Below are 15,925 nucleotides of genomic sequence, written 5' to 3'. Positions count from 1 at the left end.
TGTGAGGAGGGGGAGTTCGTCGTGAACTCCGGTGGCCCAATGGGGGGTCCTGCCGAGCACCCTCGTCCCAGGCCGCATCGTCCATGCCGCATCATTGGGATGATCACCACGGAGCCTCGGGGCTCCACTGCCCGAGGAGACACGCACCGCATGACCAAGCGTCACGGTTATGCCCTGCTTTCCGCGATCGTGGCCCTCATCGTGGGCCTCTCGACCGCGATCTACGTCGGCGTCACCGCCGACGACGGCACCACCACCAACGCCCTCGCGGGCGGCGGCGTCCCGCGCAACCCGGCCGCCCCCGCCTCCACCGGCACCTGGGTCGGCGCGTGGTCCGCCTCCCCCGGAGGCGCCGAGCCCGGCACCGAGGTCGAGGGCATGGCGGGCCGCTCGGTCCGCAACGTCGTCCACGCGAGCGTCGGGGGTACGAGTGCCCGCATCACGCTCTCCAACCTCTATGGCCAGTCGGCGCTGACCATCACGCACGCCTCCATCGCCGTGGCGGCCGCCTCCGAGACCGCGGCGGCGAACGCAGGGACGATGCGGAGGCTGACGTTCGACGGCGGCACCGCGGTCGTCATACCGGCCGGCGGCCAGGTCCTGAGCGACGCCGTCCGCATCGTCGTCCCGCAGGGGGGCGACATCCTGGTCACCACGTACTCCCCGACCGCGTCCGGCCCGGTCACGTACCACCAGCACGCGCGCCAGATCTCCTACGTCGCCCAGGGCGACCTCACCGAGGACGTGAGCGGCACCGGGTACACCGAGCAGACGCCGTACTGGCGTTACCTCACCGCCCTCGACGTGCTGAGCAACGACGCCGACGGCACCGTGGTCGCCTTCGGCGACTCGCTCACCGACGGCATCACCTCCACGCAGGGCGCCGACCACCGCTGGCCCGACCTCCTCTCCGAGCGGCTGCGCTCGGCGGTCGCCTCCGGCCGGGACGTGCCCCGCTACAGCGTGGTCAACCAGGGCATCAGCGGCAACCAGGTCCTCGCCGACGGCCTGGGCCGCCCGGCCGACAACCAGAGCGGTCTGCTCCGCTTCTCCCGTGACGCGCTGTCCCGGACGAACGTCAAGGTCGTCGTGATCGACCTGGGCGTCAACGACATCCTGCGCAACCCCCGGCTCGCCGACCCGAACAAGATCCTCACCGGCCTGCGCACCCTGGTCCGCCAGGCCCACGCCCGCGGCATCAAGGTCATCGGCGCGACCCTCATGCCCTTCCAGGGCCACCGCGGCTACACGGCGGCCCGGGAGGCGGTACGGCAGCAGGTCAACGCCGAGATCCGCGCGGGCCGTGTCTACGACGCCGTGGTCGACTTCGACCAGGCCCTGAGGGACCCCTACAACCCGCGCCGGCTGCGCTCGGACTACGACTCGGGCGACCACCTGCACCCCAGCGACAAGGGCTACGCCCGCATGGCCCAGACCGTCGACCTGAACCAGCTCAAGGGCGCGGCCCCGGCCCAGCTGTAGCAACCCGCGCCCCGCGACGGCTCAGTACTCGTCGCGGCGGCGCCTCTCGCGGCGCTCCGCGTGGCGCTCGCGCTGCCGTTCGCGGCGCTCCTCGCGCAGTTCGCGCCGGAACTCGCGGTGCTCCTCGAGCATCCGCGTGGGGGCGCCGAGGCCCTCGTCGAGTGCCCGGCCGGACCTGCGCTCCAGACGTTCCTGGCGGCGCTCCTCCTTCAGCCGGCGCCGCTCCTCGCGGGTCAGCTTGCGCTCGACGCCGACGCCGCCCATCAGGGCGAACCCGGTGACGATCACACGGGGGGCGCCCGGCGCGGGGGGCACGCCCTCCTCGGTGTGGTCGAAGCCGCCCATGATCCCGATGCCGCGGACCACGACCTCGACGCCGGGCGGCACGATGACGTTCACCCCGCCCATGATCGTCACGCAGTTGATCTCGACCTGCCGGTCGGCGAAGTTCGCGTCGCGCAGGTCGAGTTCGCCGCCGCCCATCACGGCGAAGCAGTTGAACCGCCTGGGCACGGTCCAGCGGCCCTTGCGTTCGAACCCGGACATCACGGCGACGGCCCAGCTCGACGACCCCTCGCCGCCGACGATCCGCCCCGCCCAACTCCCGCTGTCCGGCTCGTCCTTGACCAGGGACACGGCGGGATGGGCGACCTGTCCGACGGGCAGGTCACGGGTGATCGGCGCCAGCTCGCCGTACGTCCGGGCCTGGTACGTGGCCTCCAGCCGCTCCTCGAACTCCGCCATGTCCAGGCGGCCCTCCGCGAGGGCGTCCCGCAGGACCTCGGCGACTCGTTCACGGTCGGCGTCGGATGCGCGGAGCTCCGGGACTGCGGCGTCATCGGTCATGGACAGCAGCCTACGAGGTCCCCCGGCGGGAGGCTACGACACCGCTTTCTCCGCCTCGTCCTGAGCCGTCCCGCCCGCGTACATCCGGGCGATCACCGCCTCGATGTCGGGCTCCCGCACCGACAGGTCGAGCAGCGGGTACCGCGCCGCGATCCGCGCCACCAGCTCCGCCGCGGACTGCGCCGCCGGGAACGCCAGCCACTGCCGCGGCCCCTCCACCCTGACGACCCGCGCGGGCGCGGCCTCGATCGGCGGCAGTTCCCGCTCCAGGTCGACCACGAGGGTCCGCTCGCTCTCACCCACCTCGTGCAGCCCGGCGAGCGCGCCGTCGTACATCAGGCGCCCGTGGTCGATGACCATCACCCGCGAGCACAGCTGCTCGATGTCCTGCAGGTCGTGCGTGGTCAGCAGCACCGTCGTGCCGCGCTCGGCGTTCAACTCCCGCAGGAAGCCCCGCACCTTGGACTTGGAGATGACATCGAGGCCGATCGTCGGCTCGTCCAGGTAGAGCACCTCGGGGTCGTGCAGCAGCGCCGCCGCGATGTCGCCCCGCATCCGCTGCCCCAGCGACAGCTGCCGCACCGGGACCTCCAACAGCTCGCCCAGCTCCAGCAGTTCGACGCACCGGTCCAGGTTCTCGCGGTAACGGACCTCCGGGATGCGGTACATGCGGTGCGCCAGCCGGTAGGAGTCGATCAGGGGCAGGTCCCACCACAGCGTCGTCCGCTGCCCGAACACCACCCCGATCCGGCGCGCGAGCCGCGTCCGCTCGCGGGACGGGTCGATGCCGGCGACCCGCAGCCGGCCGCCGGACGGGGTCAGGATGCCCGTGAGCATCTTGATCGTCGTCGACTTGCCCGCGCCGTTCGGCCCGATGTACCCGACCATCTCGCCGCGCGCCACGGTGAAGGACAGGGAGTCCACGGCGCGCACCGACCGCCGCTCCCGCCGCAGGAACCCGGTCTTCCTGCGCACGTCGAAGACCTTCTCCACCCGGTCGAGTTCGATGAAGTCGTCGTCCATCAGTCCTCCGCAGCCCTTTCCGTTCTCGCCGGCCCTCAACTGCCCGTGCTCCGGTACGACCTGAGCCCCGCCCGCCACGCCAGCCCCGCCAGCCCCACACACCCCGCGGCCACCAGCGGCGACAGGAACGCCGCCCACTCCGGCAGCCCCAACGGGTAGGGCAGCCCCAGCACATACGTCGCCGGCAGCCAGTTCACGAACGCCAGCGGCAGCACGTACGTCACCCCGCGCAGCAGCTCCGTCGCGAACACCGTCGGCGGGTACTGCAACAGCGTCGTACCGCCGTAGGTGAACGCGTTCTGCACCTCGGCGGCGTCCTGCGCCACGAACTGGAAGGCCGCACCCGCGATGAACACCGCGCAGAAGATCGCACAGCCGCTCACCAGCATCACCGGCATCAACAGCACCCGCAGCGGCGTCCAGTCGATGTCGAGCCGCAGCAGCGCCCAGGTCAGCACCAGCGCCCCCTGACCGGTGCGGCCCAGCCGGCGCAGCGCGAACTGGTCGGCCGCCATCTGCGCGAGCACCGGAGCCGGACGCACCAGCAGGGTGTCCAGCGTGCCGTCCCGCACCCGCCGCCCGAGCCGCTCCATGGAGCCGATCACCATGTCGGCCAGTCCGAACGTGGTGCTGGAGACCCCGTAGAGGAACGCGACCTGCTGCAGCGAGTAGCCGCCGAGCGCGTCGACGCGGGAGAACATCAGCAGGATCGCGACGAAGTCGAGCGCCGTCGTCGCGAAGTTCGTCACCGTCATCAGAACGAAGGACGTGCGGTAGGCCATCGTGGAACGGATCCACATGCCCGCGATCAGGAAGTACGCCCGCACCCCCTCCCGGACCCGGCCGCCGGGAACCTCCTCGGCCGCCCAGCGGGCCCCGGCATCGACCACGTAGCTCTCAGCCACCCTGCACCACCACCCTCCGCGTCGCCGCCGCCTGCACCATCCGCCCGGCCGCCAGCAGCACCACCGCCCACACCGCCTGGAAGGCGTACGTGCCCAGCGGATCGGCCCGGCCGAGGAACACGTCGGCGGGGGCCTGCAGCAGCGACGACCAGGGCAGCGCCCGCACGACCTCGCCCAGCGCGCCCGGGAAGACGTTCAGCGGCAGCAGCATGCCCGAGCAGAACCAGCCCACCAGCCACGCCATCTGGATCACACCGGTGCCGTCCATCAGCCAGAACGCGGTCAGCGCCACCAGATAGCGGATCGCGAAACTGACCAGCATCGCCAGCGCCACGGAGCCCAGGAAGGCCAGCCAGGTGATCACGTCCGCGGGCAGCGCCATGTCGAAGAACAGCGCGCCGAACACGAACGGCACCACCCCGCGCCCCAGCAGCTCGAACCCCGCCCGCCCCAGATCCGTGGCCAGCCACCACAACTGCAGGTCGGCCGGCCGGTACAGGTCGACCGCGACGTCACCGGTGCGGATGCGCTCCATCAGCTCCGTCTCGACGCCCCCGCCGCCGTTGGCCAGGGTCTTGAACAGCGCCTGCCCGATCCACACATAGGTGACCGCCTGCGCCAGGTCGTAGCCCCCGAGATGCGGCCGCTCGTCCCACAGCGCCGTGTACGTGTAGACGAGGATCAGCCCGAACGCGGTGTTGGTGAACACCCCCGCCACCGTCGCCGCCCGATACGTCGCGTATCTTCTGAATCCCCCCGCCGCGACGGCGACGTACAACCGCCCAGCGCCCACACCGCAGCCCTCCTCGGCCCGCCGACACCGAAGCGCAGGAGCCTAGCGGCGGGCCGGCCGGCCCGGCCACCGAATTTCCGGGCCGCGCCGGCCCGATACCTTTCGGCCACGGCCATGCGTGCCGCGATTCGGGGAACTGATCGACGGATGGGACAGTCTTCATCAAAGGAGGCGTGAGTAGCCTCCCTCCACGAAGGCGCCCAAAGCGCGCCAGAGACGTACGAGCCCTTCGGGTCGTACGAGATACCGCACCACAGGAGTCTCCGCACACCATGAGCGACGAGCCGCAGCCGCCCGCCCCGGGCCGGGCCATCACAGAGCCACAGGCGGCCGAGGCGGCGGCCGGGTCCCCCGCCGGACCGGCGGACACCGGGGGCAAGAAGCCCAAGCGGCCCAAGCGGACCGGCTGGCGCCGGCTCCTGCCGACCTGGCGCATGGTCCTGGGCGGCTTCGTCATCGGCGTCCTGCTGCTGGTCGGCCTGTTCTTCCTCGGCTACTCCATGGTGCAGATCCCCACCGCCAACGACCTCGCGACCAAGCAGGCCAACGTCTACCTCTACGCCGACGGCACCCAGCTCGCCCGCGACGGCGAGGTCAACCGGGAGAACGTCACCCTCGCCCAGGTCTCCAAGGAGGCCCAGCACGCCGTCCTGGCCGCCGAGGACCGCGACTTCTACACCGAGTCCGCCGTCGACCCCAAGGCGATGCTGCGCGCGGCCTGGAACACCGCCACCGGCAAGGGCAAGCAGTCCGGCTCCACCATCACCCAGCAGTACGTGAAGAACTACTACCTGGAGCAGGAGCAGACCGTCACCCGCAAGGTGAAGGAGTTCTTCATCTCGATCAAGCTCGACCGCGAGAAGTCCAAGAACGAGATCCTCGAGGGCTACCTCAACACCAGCTACTTCGGCCGCAACGCCTACGGCATCCAGGCCGCCGCCCAGGCCTACTACGGCCAGGACGCCACCGACCTCGACGCGGCCCACGCCGCCTACCTCGCCGCCCTGGTCAACGCGCCCAGCGAGTACGACGTCGTCGCCCACCCCGAGAACAAGGCAGCGGCCGTCGCCCGCTGGAACTACGTCCTCGACGGCATGGTCAAGAAGGGCTGGCTCACCGAGTCGCAGCGGGCCGGCCTGAAGTTCCCCGTGCCGAAGCAGCAGACCGCCTCCACCGGCATGTCCGGCCAGCGCGGCTACGTCGTCCGCGCCATCAAGGAGTACCTGGACAAGAACAACATCGTCGACGAGGACACCCTCGCCCGCGGCGGCTACCGCATCACCACCACCCTGCAGAAGAGCAAGCAGGACGCCTTCGTCAAGGCGGTGAACGACAAGCTGATGTCCAAGCTCGACAAGAAGGGCCGCAAGGCCGACACCTACGTCCGCGCCGGCGGCGCCTCCGTCGACCCCAAGACCGGCAAGGTCGTCGCCATGTACGGCGGCATCGACTACGTCAAGCAGTACACCAACGGCGCCACCCGCGAGGACTTCCAGGTCGGCTCCACCTTCAAGCCCTTCGTGTTCGCCTCCGCCGTCCAGAACCACTCCCAGACGCAGGACGGCGACCTCATCACCCCCAACACCTACTACGACGGCACCAACAAGCGCCCCGTCCAGGGCTGGAACGGCGCCTACGCCCCCGCCAACGAGGACGACGTCTCCTACGGCGACATCACCGTGCGCACCGCCACCGACAAGTCCGTCAACGCCGTGTACGCGCAGATGGCGGTCGACGTCGGCCCGTCGAAGGTCAAGCAGACGGCCATCGGCCTGGGCCTGCCCTCCGACACCCCCGAGCTGTCCGCCTACCCGTCGATCGCGCTGGGCGTGGCCCGGGCCAGCGTCCTCGACATGGCCGAGGCCTACGCGACGCTCGCCAACCACGGCGAGCACGGCACGTACACGATGATCGAGTCGATGACCAAGGACGGCCGGCCCGTCACGCTGCCGAAGGCCGCGACCACGCAGGCGGTCAGCCGCGAGGCCGCCGACACCACGACCTCCGTGCTGCAGAGCGTCGTCGACAACGGCACCGCGACCGCCGCCCAGGCCGCCGGCCGCCCCGCCGCCGGCAAGACCGGCACCGCCGAGAAGGACACCGCCGCCTGGTTCGCCGGCTACACCCCCGACCTCGCCACGGTCGTGGCGGTCATGGGCCAGGACCCGGTGACGGCCGCGCACCAGCCGCTCTACGGCGCCCTCGGCCTGCAGCGCGTCAACGGCGGCGGCCCGCCCACCGAGATCTGGGCGCAGTACACCCGGGACGCGCTGAAGGGGAAGCCCGCCACCGACTTCGACCTCCAGCTCCAGCCGGGCGCCGACGAGCCCCAGGCCCCGCCGACCGACCTCGTGACCCCCGGCACCGGCGGCCAGGACAACGGCGGCACCCCGGGCACCGGCGGCCAGGACACCGGCGGCACCCCCGGCCAGACCACCGGCGGCACGCCCACGACCGGCACGACGGGCACCACCACGGGCGGTGCCACCACGAACGGCGGCACCACCACGGGCGGCACGACCAACGGCGGCACCACGACCGGCGGCACCACCAACGGCGGCACGGACACCGGCACCACCACCGGCGGCACCACGGGCGGCACGGACACCGGCGGGACGACCGGCGGGACGACGGGCGGCACCGACACCGGGGGGACGACCGGCACCACGGCCGGCCCACAGTTCACGGGCCGCAGACAGTAGACCGGCGGGGAGCACGCGAAAAGGGCTGGTGACCGAGGTCACCAGCCCTTTTCGACGCCGCTGCCACGGCTTACAGATACAGCCCCGTGGTGTCCTCCGACCCCTCGAAGCGGTCGGCGGCCACGGCGTGCAGGTCCCGCTCGCGCATCAGCACGTAGGCCACGCCCCGCACCTCCACCTCGGCCCGGTCCTCCGGGTCGAACAGGACACGGTCGCCGGGCTCCACCGTGCGCACGTTCTGGCCGACGGCGACGACCTCGGCCCACGCCAGCCGACGCCCGACCGCGGCGGTGGCGGGGATCAGGATGCCCCCGCCGGAACGACGCTCACCCTCACCGGTCTCCTGCTTGACCAGGACCCGGTCGTGCAGCATCCGGATGGGCAGCTTGTCGTGACTGGTGCTCTGGTCGTTTCTGATGGCGCTCACGTCCCCGAACCTACAGCTCTCGCTCAGCCTTTGCGGCGCCGGGTACCGAGGGCCAGCAGGCCCACCAGGCCGACGGCGACGAGCGCGACCGGCACGATCCGCTCCAGGCGCGGCGCGCCGTCCTCGTCCACGAAGCGGGACCGTACGTCGCTGACGGCCTTGTTCACGCCGACGTAGGCCCGGCCCAGCGTGTGGTCGATATGGGACACGACCTTGGCCTTGGCGTCGCCGACGATCGTCTTGGGGTGCACCCGCACCCCGATCTCGTCGAGGGTCTCGGCCAGCACATCGCGTCGGCGCCTGATGTCCGCCTCGATCTGCGCCGGGGTTCTGGTGTCCGACGTGTCCGCCACGGTTGCGCCTCCGAAGTCAGCCGATGCCTGTTGCTGTTCTGGACAGTCTGTCAGTTCCGTCGTCCGCCGCACTGTCAGGACCCCCGGTTACGCTGGTCCGATGAGCGAGCGACTCCAGCCGGGGGACGTGGCCCCCGACTTCACCCTCCCCGACGCCGACGGCAACGACGTCTCCCTGTCGTCCCACAAGGGCCGCAAGGTCATCGTCTACTTCTACCCTGCGGCCCTCACTCCAGGCTGCACCAAGCAGGCGTGCGACTTCACGGACAACCTCGACCTCCTGGCCGGCGCCGGCTACGACGTCATCGGCATCTCCCCCGACCAGCCGGAGAAGCTGGCGAAGTTCCGCGAGAAGGAGTCCCTGAAGGTCACCCTCCTCGCGGACCCGGAGAAGACGGTCACCGAGGCCTACGGCGCCTACGGCGAGAAGAAGAACTACGGCAAGACCTACATGGGCGTCATCCGCTCCACGATCGTCGTGGACGAACAGGGCAAGGTGGAACGGGCCCTCTACAACGTCCGAGCGACAGGCCACGTAGCAAAGATCATCAAGGACCTGGGCATCTGAGGTCGGTGCGTTCCGCCGGGCGAGCGGCTCCCATCGGGGTGACCGAGGCGAGCCGCCGCCCATCCCTATGCCCGGTACGATGACAGGCGGTTGGCGGCGGTGGCGCAACGGCTGACGCAGCAGGTTTAGGTCCTGTGGCCCTTGATCGGGCTTGAGGGTTCGAATCCCTTCCGCCGCACCGAGAACGGCCTGTGCATCCGGGGCACGATGCGCAGGCCGTCGTCGTACGTGCTCTCAGCTCAGCAGCTCCCGGACCACCGGTACCAGGGCGCGGAACGCCTTTCCTCGGTGGCTGATCGCGTTCTTCTCCTCCGGGGTGAGTTCCGCGCAGGTGCGGGTTTCGCCGTTCGGCTGGAGGATCGGGTCGTAGCCGAAGCCGTTGGTGCCGGTGGGGGCGTGGCGGAGGGTGCCGGGGAGGCGGCCTTCGACCACGCGCTCCCGGCCGTCCGGCAGGGCGAGGGCCGCGGCGCAGGCGAAGTGGGCGGCCCGGTGGGCCTCGTCGATGTCGGACAGCTGGGCGAGGAGGAGGTCCAGGTTGGCCTTGTCGTCGCCGTGCTTGCCGGCCCAGCGGGCGGAGAAGATGCCGGGCGCGCCGCCGAGGACGTCCACGCACAGGCCCGAGTCGTCGGCGACGGCGGGCAGGCCGGTGGCCTGGGCGAGGGCGTGGGCCTTGAGCAGGGCGTTCTCGGCGAAGGTGACGCCGGTCTCCTTGACGTCGGGGATGTCGGGGTAGGCGTCCGCGCCGACGAGGTCGTGGGGCAGGCCGGCGTCGGCGAGGATCGCCCGGAGTTCGGTGATCTTCCCGGCGTTGCGGGTGGCGAGGATCAGGCGGGTCATGGCGACCAGTATCGCGGGCGGTCCGTCGGCTCCGTCAGGTGGTGCAGACCTTGGTCAGTTCGCCGGCCGCGTCGGTGACCGGGCTGACGTCGGGGGTGTTGTCGCCGTTCCTGATGGCGGTGCGGACGTTGTCGACGGCCTTGCCGAGGTCGTCGACCGCCTTGTTGACGTCGGCGTTGTCGGTCTTGTCGCCGATCTTGTCGAGGTTCTTGTCGATGGAGGCGAGGGATTCGTCGAGCTGGGTGGGGTCGTTGGAGGCGTTCTCCACGGCCTGCTGGAGGTCGGTGACGCTGTCGGCGATGGTGTCGGCGGTCTGGACGCAGTCCAGGGCCTTGTCGACGGCGTCGCAGCCGGTGGTGAGGCCGGCCGTGAGGGCGAGGGCCGCCACGGCCGCGAGGGCGGTGGCGATGCCACGGCTGCGGGCACCCCGGTCACGTCGAAGACTGCGGCGGCCTCGGCTGACGGCCATGACTGTGGTCCCTCCCTCTGCGTCGGGCCCCGGTGGCCCCGCACTGGTCGGGCGCACGGCGGTGAGCCGTGCGCCCGCATTCACTGGGACGCCGGGGCGGGCGCCGGGGGTTGCTTCTCCGGCGCCCTTTCCTTGGCGTCCCCTTTACTTTTCGAGGACCGTCTCCAGTGCCTTGCGCTGGAGGGCGGCGAGTTCGTTGCAGCCGGTGACGGCGAGGTCGAGGAGGGCGTTGAGTTCGTCGCGGTCGAAGGGCTCGGCCTCGGCGGTGCCCTGGACCTCGACGAAGCGGCCGTCGCCGGTGCAGACGACGTTCATGTCGGTGTCGGCCCGTACGTCCTCCTCGTAGCGGAGGTCGAGCAGGGGGACGCCGCCGACGATGCCGACGGAGACGGCGGAGACGGTGCCGGTCAGCGGCTGTCGGCCGGCCTTGATCAGCTTCTTGCCCTGGGCCCAGGCGACGGCGTCGGCGAGGGCGACGTAGGCGCCGGTGATGGCGGCGGTGCGGGTGCCGCCGTCGGCCTGGAGGACGTCGCAGTCGAGGACGATGGTGTTCTCGCCGAGCGCCTTGTAGTCGATGACGGCGCGCAGGGAGCGGCCGATGAGCCGGGAGATCTCGTGGGTGCGGCCGCCGATCTTGCCGCGGACGGACTCGCGGTCGCCGCGGGTGTTGGTGGCGCGGGGCAGCATGGCGTACTCCGCGGTGACCCAGCCCTCGCCGCTGCCCTTGCGCCAGCGGGGGACGCCTTCGGTGACGGAGGCGGTGCAGAAGACCTTGGTGTCGCCGAAGGAGACGAGGACGGAGCCCTCGGCGTGCTTGCTCCAGCCGCGTTCGATGGTGATGGGGCGGAGCTGTTCGGGGGTGCGGCCGTCGATTCGTGACATGCCGCTGAGCCTAGCCGCAGGAGCGGAAGCGGAACCCGCGGTACGGCGAAGGCCCCCGTCGGTCGGGACGGGGGCCTTCGGGGCGAACCGGCCGGCGGGCGGCCGGCGGTTCACATCATGTCTTCGATCTCCGCGGCGATCGGGTCGGCGTCGGTGCCGATGACGACCTGGATGGCGGTGCCCATCTTCACGACCCCGTGCGCGCCGGCGGCCTTGAGGGCGGCGTCGTCGACCTTGGCCGCGTCGACGACCTCGGTGCGCAGGCGGGTGATGCAGCCCTCGACCTCTTCGATGTTGTCGATGCCGCCGAGCCCGGCGACGATCTTCTCTGCCTTGCTGGCCATTTCGGTCTCCTCACGCACAGTTGGCCCAACTTCGCGAGCGATTGTGCCGTGTGTACCGAAGGATGACGTCACAGCAAACCCACTCGTCCACGACTGGTCTACACCACACGACAGGCGGTCGCCAACCGATGACCACGAACGCCGAGGTGAGCCCGGGCCGCGCCCGCTGGAACAGGGCGTTTCAGGGGTTGCAGAAGATGGGTCGGAGTCTGCAGCTGCCGATCGCGGTGCTGCCGGCCGCGGGCATCCTCAACCGCCTCGGCCAGCCGGACGTGTTCGGGGCGGACGGGCTGGGGTGGGACAACGTCTCGAAGGTGATGGCGGGCGCGGGCGGGGCGCTGCTCGACGGTTCGCTGGGGCTGCCGCTGCTGTTCTGCGTCGGCGTGGCGATCGGCATGGCGAAGAAGGCGGACGGTTCGACGGCGCTGGCGGCGGTCGCCGGGTTCCTCGTCTACCACAACGTGCTGCTGCAGTTCCCGAGGGACTGCCCGCCTGGTTCGAAGGCGCTGCCCGGTATCGGCTGCCAGGCGACGGCCGACCAGTCGGTGGCGGGGTTCACGTACCAGAACCCGGGGGTGTTCGGCGGCATCGTGCTGGGGCTGCTGGCGGCGTTCTTCTGGCAGCGCTACCACCGCACGAAGCTGGTGGACTGGCTCGGCTTCTTCAACGGCCGCCGGCTGGTGCCGATCATCATGGCGTTCGTGGCGATCGCGTTCGCGGCGCTGTCCCTGTGGGTGTGGCCGCCGATCGGCGACGGTCTGGAGAGTTTCTCCAACTGGCTGAAGGGTCTGGGTTCGTGGGGTGCGGGCGTGTTCGGTGTGGCCAACCGGGCGCTGCTGGTGGTGGGTCTGCACCAGTTCCTGAACGTGCCCATCTGGTTCCAGTTCGGCAGTTACACCAAGCCGGACGGCACGGTGGTGCACGGTGACATCAACATGTTCCTGGCCGGCGACCCGCACGCGGGCCAGTTCACGTCGGGCTTCTTCCCGATCATGATGTTCGCGCTGCCGGCCGCGGCCCTGGCGATCACGCACTGCGCCCGGCCGGAGCGCCGCAAGGAGATCGGCGGCCTGATGCTGTCGGTCGCGCTGACGTCGTTCGTCACGGGCATCACCGAGCCGATCGAGTACTCGTTCCTGTTCATCGCGCCGGGGCTGTACGCGATCCACGCGCTGTTGACGGGTGTGTCGATGGCGGTGACGTGGGGGCTCGGGGTGCACGACGGGTTCAGTTTCTCGGCCGGGCTGATCGACTACATCATCAACTGGAACCTGGCGACGAGGCCTTGGGCGATCGTCCCGATCGGGCTCGGCTTCGCCGCGGTCTACTACGCGATCTTCCGTTTCGCGATCACGAGATTCGATCTCAGGACCCCCGGCAGGGAGCCGGAGGAGGACCACGAGGACGTCACCAGGGCGTAGCCGAACGTAGTACCACAGTCACGGGAATCGCGGGTTCCTTATGCCACCTTCATCGTGCTACAACAGGTCTACACCACTGAGTGGTGTAGACCACCACCCGATGGAGGAAGTCTATGAGCACCGCCACCGCGCCCACGGCGGCCCCCACGAAGAAGTGGGGATCAGGCCTGTTCCAGGGCCTGCAGAAGATCGGTCGCAGTCTGCAGCTCCCGATCGCCGTACTGCCGGCCGCGGGCATCCTGCTGCGCTTCGGCCAGCAGGACATCCACGACAAGCTGCACCTGCCCGACAAGGTCACGGCGGTCTTCGCCACGGCGGGTGGCGCGATCTTCGACAACCTGCCGCTGCTCTTCTGCATCGGTGTGGCGATCGGCTTCGCGAAGAAGTCCGACGGCTCGACGGCCCTCGCGGCGCTCGTCGGCTTCCTGGTCTACAGCAACGTCCTGAAGGCGTTCCCGGTCACCGAGGCGAAGGTCCTCAAGGGCGCGGACATAGCCGCGACCTACAACAACCCCGGTGTGCTCGGCGGCATCATCATGGGCCTGCTGTCCGCGGTGCTCTGGCAGCGCTTCCACCGCACCAAGCTGGTGGACTGGCTCGGCTTCTTCAACGGCCGCCGCCTGGTGCCGATCATCATGGCCTTCGTCGGTCTGGTCATGGGCGTCTTCTTCGGTCTGGTCTGGAAGCCCATCGGTGAGGGCATCTCCAACGTGGGCGAGCAGATCACCGGCCTCGGGGCCTTCGGCGCCGGTCTGTTCGGTCTGATCAACCGCGGGCTCATCCCGATCGGCATGCACCAGTTCGTCAACTCCGTGGCCTGGTTCCAGATCGGTGACTTCAAGAACGCCGCCGGCACCGTCGTCCACGGCGACCTGACCCGCTTCTTCGCCGGTGACCCGACCGCCGGTCAGTTCATGTCCGGCTTCTTCCCGATCATGATGTTCGGTCTGCCGGCCGCCGCGATCGCCATCGCGCACTCCGCCCGCCCCGAGCGCCGCAAGGCCGTGATGGGCATGATGATCTCGCTCGCGCTGACCTCCTTCATGACCGGTGTGACCGAGCCGATCGAGTTCTCGTTCATGTTCATCGCCCCGGTGCTCTACGGCATCCACGCGGTGCTCACCGCCCTGTCGATGGCCGTCACCTGGGCGCTGGGCGTGCACGCGGGCTTCACCTTCTCGGCGGGCGCCATCGACTACGGGCTCAACTGGAGCCTGGCCACCAAGCCGTGGCTGATCATCCCGATCGGCCTCGTCTTCGGCGCGATCTACTACGTCGTCTTCCGCTTCGCCATCTCGAAGTTCAACCTGCCCACCCCGGGCCGGGAGCCCGAGGAGGAGGTCGAGGACCTCACCAAGGCGTAGGCCCCACCCCGGCACGAAGGCCCCCGGAGCTCCACGGCTCCGGGGGCCTTCGTCATGTCGTGGGCGTCAGATGTCGTACGACATCCTCGGCGTCGCCAGCTCCACCGGTCCCGCGTACGCGGCACGCGCGTCGGCCAGGTTGATCTGCGGGTCGGTCCACGGCGGGATGTGGGTCAGCAGCAGGCGCCGGGCGCCCGCCCGGGCCGCCGACTCCCCTGCCTCGCGGCCGTTGAGGTGCAGGTCGGGGATGTTCTCCTTGCCGTGCGTGAAGGCCGCCTCGCACAGGAACAGGTCGGTGTCGCGGGCGAGTTCGTCCAGCACGGAGGTCACGCCCGTGTCGCCGGAGTACGTCAGGGACTTGCCGCCGTGCTCGATCCGGATGCCGTACGCCTCCACCGGATGGGCCACGCGTTCCGTGTGCACCGTGAACGGGCCGATCTCGAACGTGGAGGGCTTGACGGTGTGGAAGTCGAAGACCTCGCTCATGGAGGAGGCGGTGGGGGTGTCCGCGTAGGCGGTGGTCAGGCGGTGTTCGGTGCCTTCGGGGCCGTAGACGGGGATCGGGTCGCAGCGGCCGCCGTCGTGGCGGTAGTAGCGCGCGACGAAGTACGCGCACATGTCGATGCAGTGGTCGGCGTGCAGATGGCTGAGGAAGATCGCGTCGAGGTCGTAGAGACCGCAGTGGCGCTGCAGCTCGCCGAGGGCGCCGTTGCCCATGTCGAGGAGCAGCCGGAAGCCGTCGGCCTCGACGAGGTAGCTCGAGCAGGCCGATTCCGCGGACGGGAACGACCCCGAGCAGCCGACGACGGTGAGCTTCATGAAACAGAAACCTCCGCTGGCTGGAAATCCAGAGAATCCAGAAGATCGGGGACGGGGCGTCGGGGGTCGTGCGGTCCGTCGAGCGTAAGGCGCAAAACCCCTCGTCGCTCCTCCGCCAAGGGCTGTTGTGGGCGAACTCACCTGTGGTGTCACCGGTTCGGCTGGAAGTGGGGCGCGTGAGACACCGGAGAGGGCGCGCGCCGAGCCGCGCGCCCCGGTACCGTCGTCCGCATGGACACGTCCTGGTGGCTGGCGCTCGCGGCGGTGGTACTGCTGGCGCTGGTCGCCACGCTCGTCGACGGCTGGGGGCGCGGCAGGCGCCCAGAGGGGCGGCGGACCCGGCCGCCGGGGCGGCCGGGCGAGCGGGGCCGGCAGCGGCCCAGGCCCGCCGAGATCTGGTGGGCCAACGTCCCCTTCGAGGACGGGCCCGGCAAGAAGGACCGGCCCTGCCTGGTACTGGTGGTGCACGGGGAGCGGGCGACGGTCGCGAAGATCACCAGCAAGTACCACGACGAACGGCCCGGGGTGATCGCGCTGCCCCCGGGCGCGGTGGGCGACCGCCAGGGCCGGGCGAGCTTTTTGGAGACGGACGAGCTGCGCGAGGTGCCGGTGTGGGAGTTCCGGCGCCGGGCCGGTGTGGTGGACCCGGTCCTGTGGGACCAGGTCCGTCACCTCGCGACGTGAGGCGCG

17 protein-coding genes and 1 tRNA gene are annotated in these 15,925 nt (G+C 70.4%); 7 read left to right on the top strand and 11 right to left on the bottom strand.

Translation table 11 applies throughout. The features are described 5' to 3' along the window. Positions 1-150 precede the first annotated feature (150 nt). Positions 151-1,482: an SGNH/GDSL hydrolase family protein gene (locus M8J74_RS15280; protein WP_249836917.1), complete on the top strand. Its 1,332-nt coding sequence runs from the start codon at positions 151-153 to the stop codon at positions 1,480-1,482. Between the two features lie 21 nt (positions 1,483-1,503). Here the strand turns inward: M8J74_RS15280 and M8J74_RS15275 are convergent, their stop codons facing one another. The 4 genes from M8J74_RS15275 to M8J74_RS15260 are packed head-to-tail and all read right to left on the bottom strand — an operon-like array spanning position 1,504 to position 5,049. After that, the gene (locus M8J74_RS15275) at positions 1,504-2,328 is read right to left on the bottom strand and encodes a DUF1707 SHOCT-like domain-containing protein (RefSeq protein WP_249836916.1); all 825 of its coding nucleotides are present in this window, start codon (positions 2,326-2,328) and stop codon (positions 1,504-1,506) included. 33 nt (positions 2,329-2,361) lie between these two features. Beyond that, a complete protein-coding gene (locus tag M8J74_RS15270; RefSeq protein ID WP_249836915.1) occupies positions 2,362-3,351 on the bottom strand; it encodes an ABC transporter ATP-binding protein in 990 nt (329 codons plus the stop codon). Between the two features lie 35 nt (positions 3,352-3,386). Next, on the bottom strand, positions 3,387-4,256 hold the full coding sequence (locus tag M8J74_RS15265; protein WP_372500188.1) for an ABC transporter permease: 870 nt from the start codon (positions 4,254-4,256) through the stop codon (positions 3,387-3,389). Continuing rightward, on the bottom strand, positions 4,249-5,049 hold the full coding sequence (locus tag M8J74_RS15260; protein WP_249836914.1) for an ABC transporter permease: 801 nt from the start codon (positions 5,047-5,049) through the stop codon (positions 4,249-4,251). The genes M8J74_RS15265 and M8J74_RS15260 overlap by 8 nt, the downstream gene beginning before the upstream one ends. Before the next feature lie 272 nt (positions 5,050-5,321). On the opposite strand from M8J74_RS15260, the gene M8J74_RS15255 reads away from it, so the two are divergent. Further along, the gene (locus tag M8J74_RS15255; RefSeq protein ID WP_249836913.1) at positions 5,322-7,751 is read left to right on the top strand and encodes a transglycosylase domain-containing protein; all 2,430 of its coding nucleotides are present in this window, start codon (positions 5,322-5,324) and stop codon (positions 7,749-7,751) included. A 70-nt stretch (positions 7,752-7,821) separates the two neighbouring features. On the opposite strand, the gene M8J74_RS15250 is transcribed toward M8J74_RS15255, so the two are convergent. Together M8J74_RS15250 and M8J74_RS15245 are read right to left on the bottom strand one after the other, a co-directional pair. Continuing rightward, positions 7,822-8,124, bottom strand: coding sequence for a GroES family chaperonin (locus M8J74_RS15250; RefSeq protein ID WP_234490819.1), 303 nt, complete (start codon positions 8,122-8,124; stop codon positions 7,822-7,824). 77 nt (positions 8,125-8,201) lie between these two features. Then, positions 8,202-8,531, bottom strand: coding sequence for a DUF3618 domain-containing protein (locus M8J74_RS15245; RefSeq protein WP_249836912.1), 330 nt, complete (start codon positions 8,529-8,531; stop codon positions 8,202-8,204). A gap of 100 nt (positions 8,532-8,631) precedes the next feature. On the opposite strand from M8J74_RS15245, the gene bcp reads away from it, so the two are divergent. Both bcp and M8J74_RS15235 read left to right on the top strand, forming a co-directional pair. Continuing rightward, complete coding sequence (bcp, locus tag M8J74_RS15240) at positions 8,632-9,099, top strand: thioredoxin-dependent thiol peroxidase (RefSeq protein ID WP_058925061.1); 468 nt, start codon at positions 8,632-8,634, stop codon at positions 9,097-9,099. A gap of 93 nt (positions 9,100-9,192) precedes the next feature. Beyond that, positions 9,193-9,277: transfer RNA gene (locus M8J74_RS15235), tRNA-Leu, on the top strand. 56 nt (positions 9,278-9,333) lie between these two features. Here M8J74_RS15235 and rdgB read toward each other — a convergent pair. From rdgB to M8J74_RS15215, 4 genes are all read right to left on the bottom strand, one after another. Beyond that, positions 9,334-9,936 carry an RdgB/HAM1 family non-canonical purine NTP pyrophosphatase gene (gene rdgB / locus M8J74_RS15230; RefSeq protein ID WP_249836911.1) on the bottom strand — a complete coding sequence of 201 codons (603 nt, stop codon included), beginning with the start codon at positions 9,934-9,936 and terminating at the stop codon, positions 9,334-9,336. A 34-nt stretch (positions 9,937-9,970) separates the two neighbouring features. Continuing rightward, a complete protein-coding gene (locus M8J74_RS15225; RefSeq protein ID WP_249836910.1) occupies positions 9,971-10,405 on the bottom strand; it encodes a hypothetical protein in 435 nt (144 codons plus the stop codon). Positions 10,406-10,549: 144 nt separating this feature from the next. Next, positions 10,550-11,287: a ribonuclease PH gene (gene rph / locus M8J74_RS15220; RefSeq protein ID WP_249836909.1), complete on the bottom strand. Its 738-nt coding sequence runs from the start codon at positions 11,285-11,287 to the stop codon at positions 10,550-10,552. 110 nt (positions 11,288-11,397) lie between these two features. Next, positions 11,398-11,631: a PTS sugar transporter subunit IIB gene (locus tag M8J74_RS15215; protein ID WP_058925056.1), complete on the bottom strand. Its 234-nt coding sequence runs from the start codon at positions 11,629-11,631 to the stop codon at positions 11,398-11,400. A gap of 128 nt (positions 11,632-11,759) precedes the next feature. Between M8J74_RS15215 and M8J74_RS15210 the strand changes: the two genes are divergently transcribed. Then, a complete protein-coding gene (locus M8J74_RS15210; RefSeq protein WP_249836908.1) occupies positions 11,760-13,052 on the top strand; it encodes a PTS transporter subunit EIIC in 1,293 nt (430 codons plus the stop codon). A 113-nt stretch (positions 13,053-13,165) separates the two neighbouring features. Beyond that, entirely contained in the window at positions 13,166-14,416 is a 1,251-nt protein-coding gene (locus M8J74_RS15205; RefSeq protein ID WP_249836907.1) for a PTS transporter subunit EIIC, read from the top strand. Positions 14,417-14,482: 66 nt separating this feature from the next. Here M8J74_RS15205 and M8J74_RS15200 read toward each other — a convergent pair whose 3' ends face one another. Beyond that, positions 14,483-15,235 (bottom strand): MBL fold metallo-hydrolase, encoded by a 753-nt coding sequence (locus M8J74_RS15200; RefSeq protein WP_249836906.1) that lies wholly within the window; start codon positions 15,233-15,235, stop codon positions 14,483-14,485. A gap of 231 nt (positions 15,236-15,466) precedes the next feature. Between M8J74_RS15200 and M8J74_RS15195 the strand changes: the two genes are divergently transcribed. Then, on the top strand, positions 15,467-15,919 hold the full coding sequence (locus M8J74_RS15195; protein WP_249836905.1) for a type II toxin-antitoxin system PemK/MazF family toxin: 453 nt from the start codon (positions 15,467-15,469) through the stop codon (positions 15,917-15,919). The last annotated feature ends 6 nt before the right edge of the window (positions 15,920-15,925 follow it).

Source organism: Streptomyces panaciradicis, assembly GCF_023516615.1.
GTDB lineage: Bacteria > Actinomycetota > Actinomycetes > Streptomycetales > Streptomycetaceae > Streptomyces > Streptomyces panaciradicis.
The sequence above is the reverse complement of the archived record's forward strand: the minus strand, read 5'-3'. Positions and strand labels throughout refer to the sequence as shown.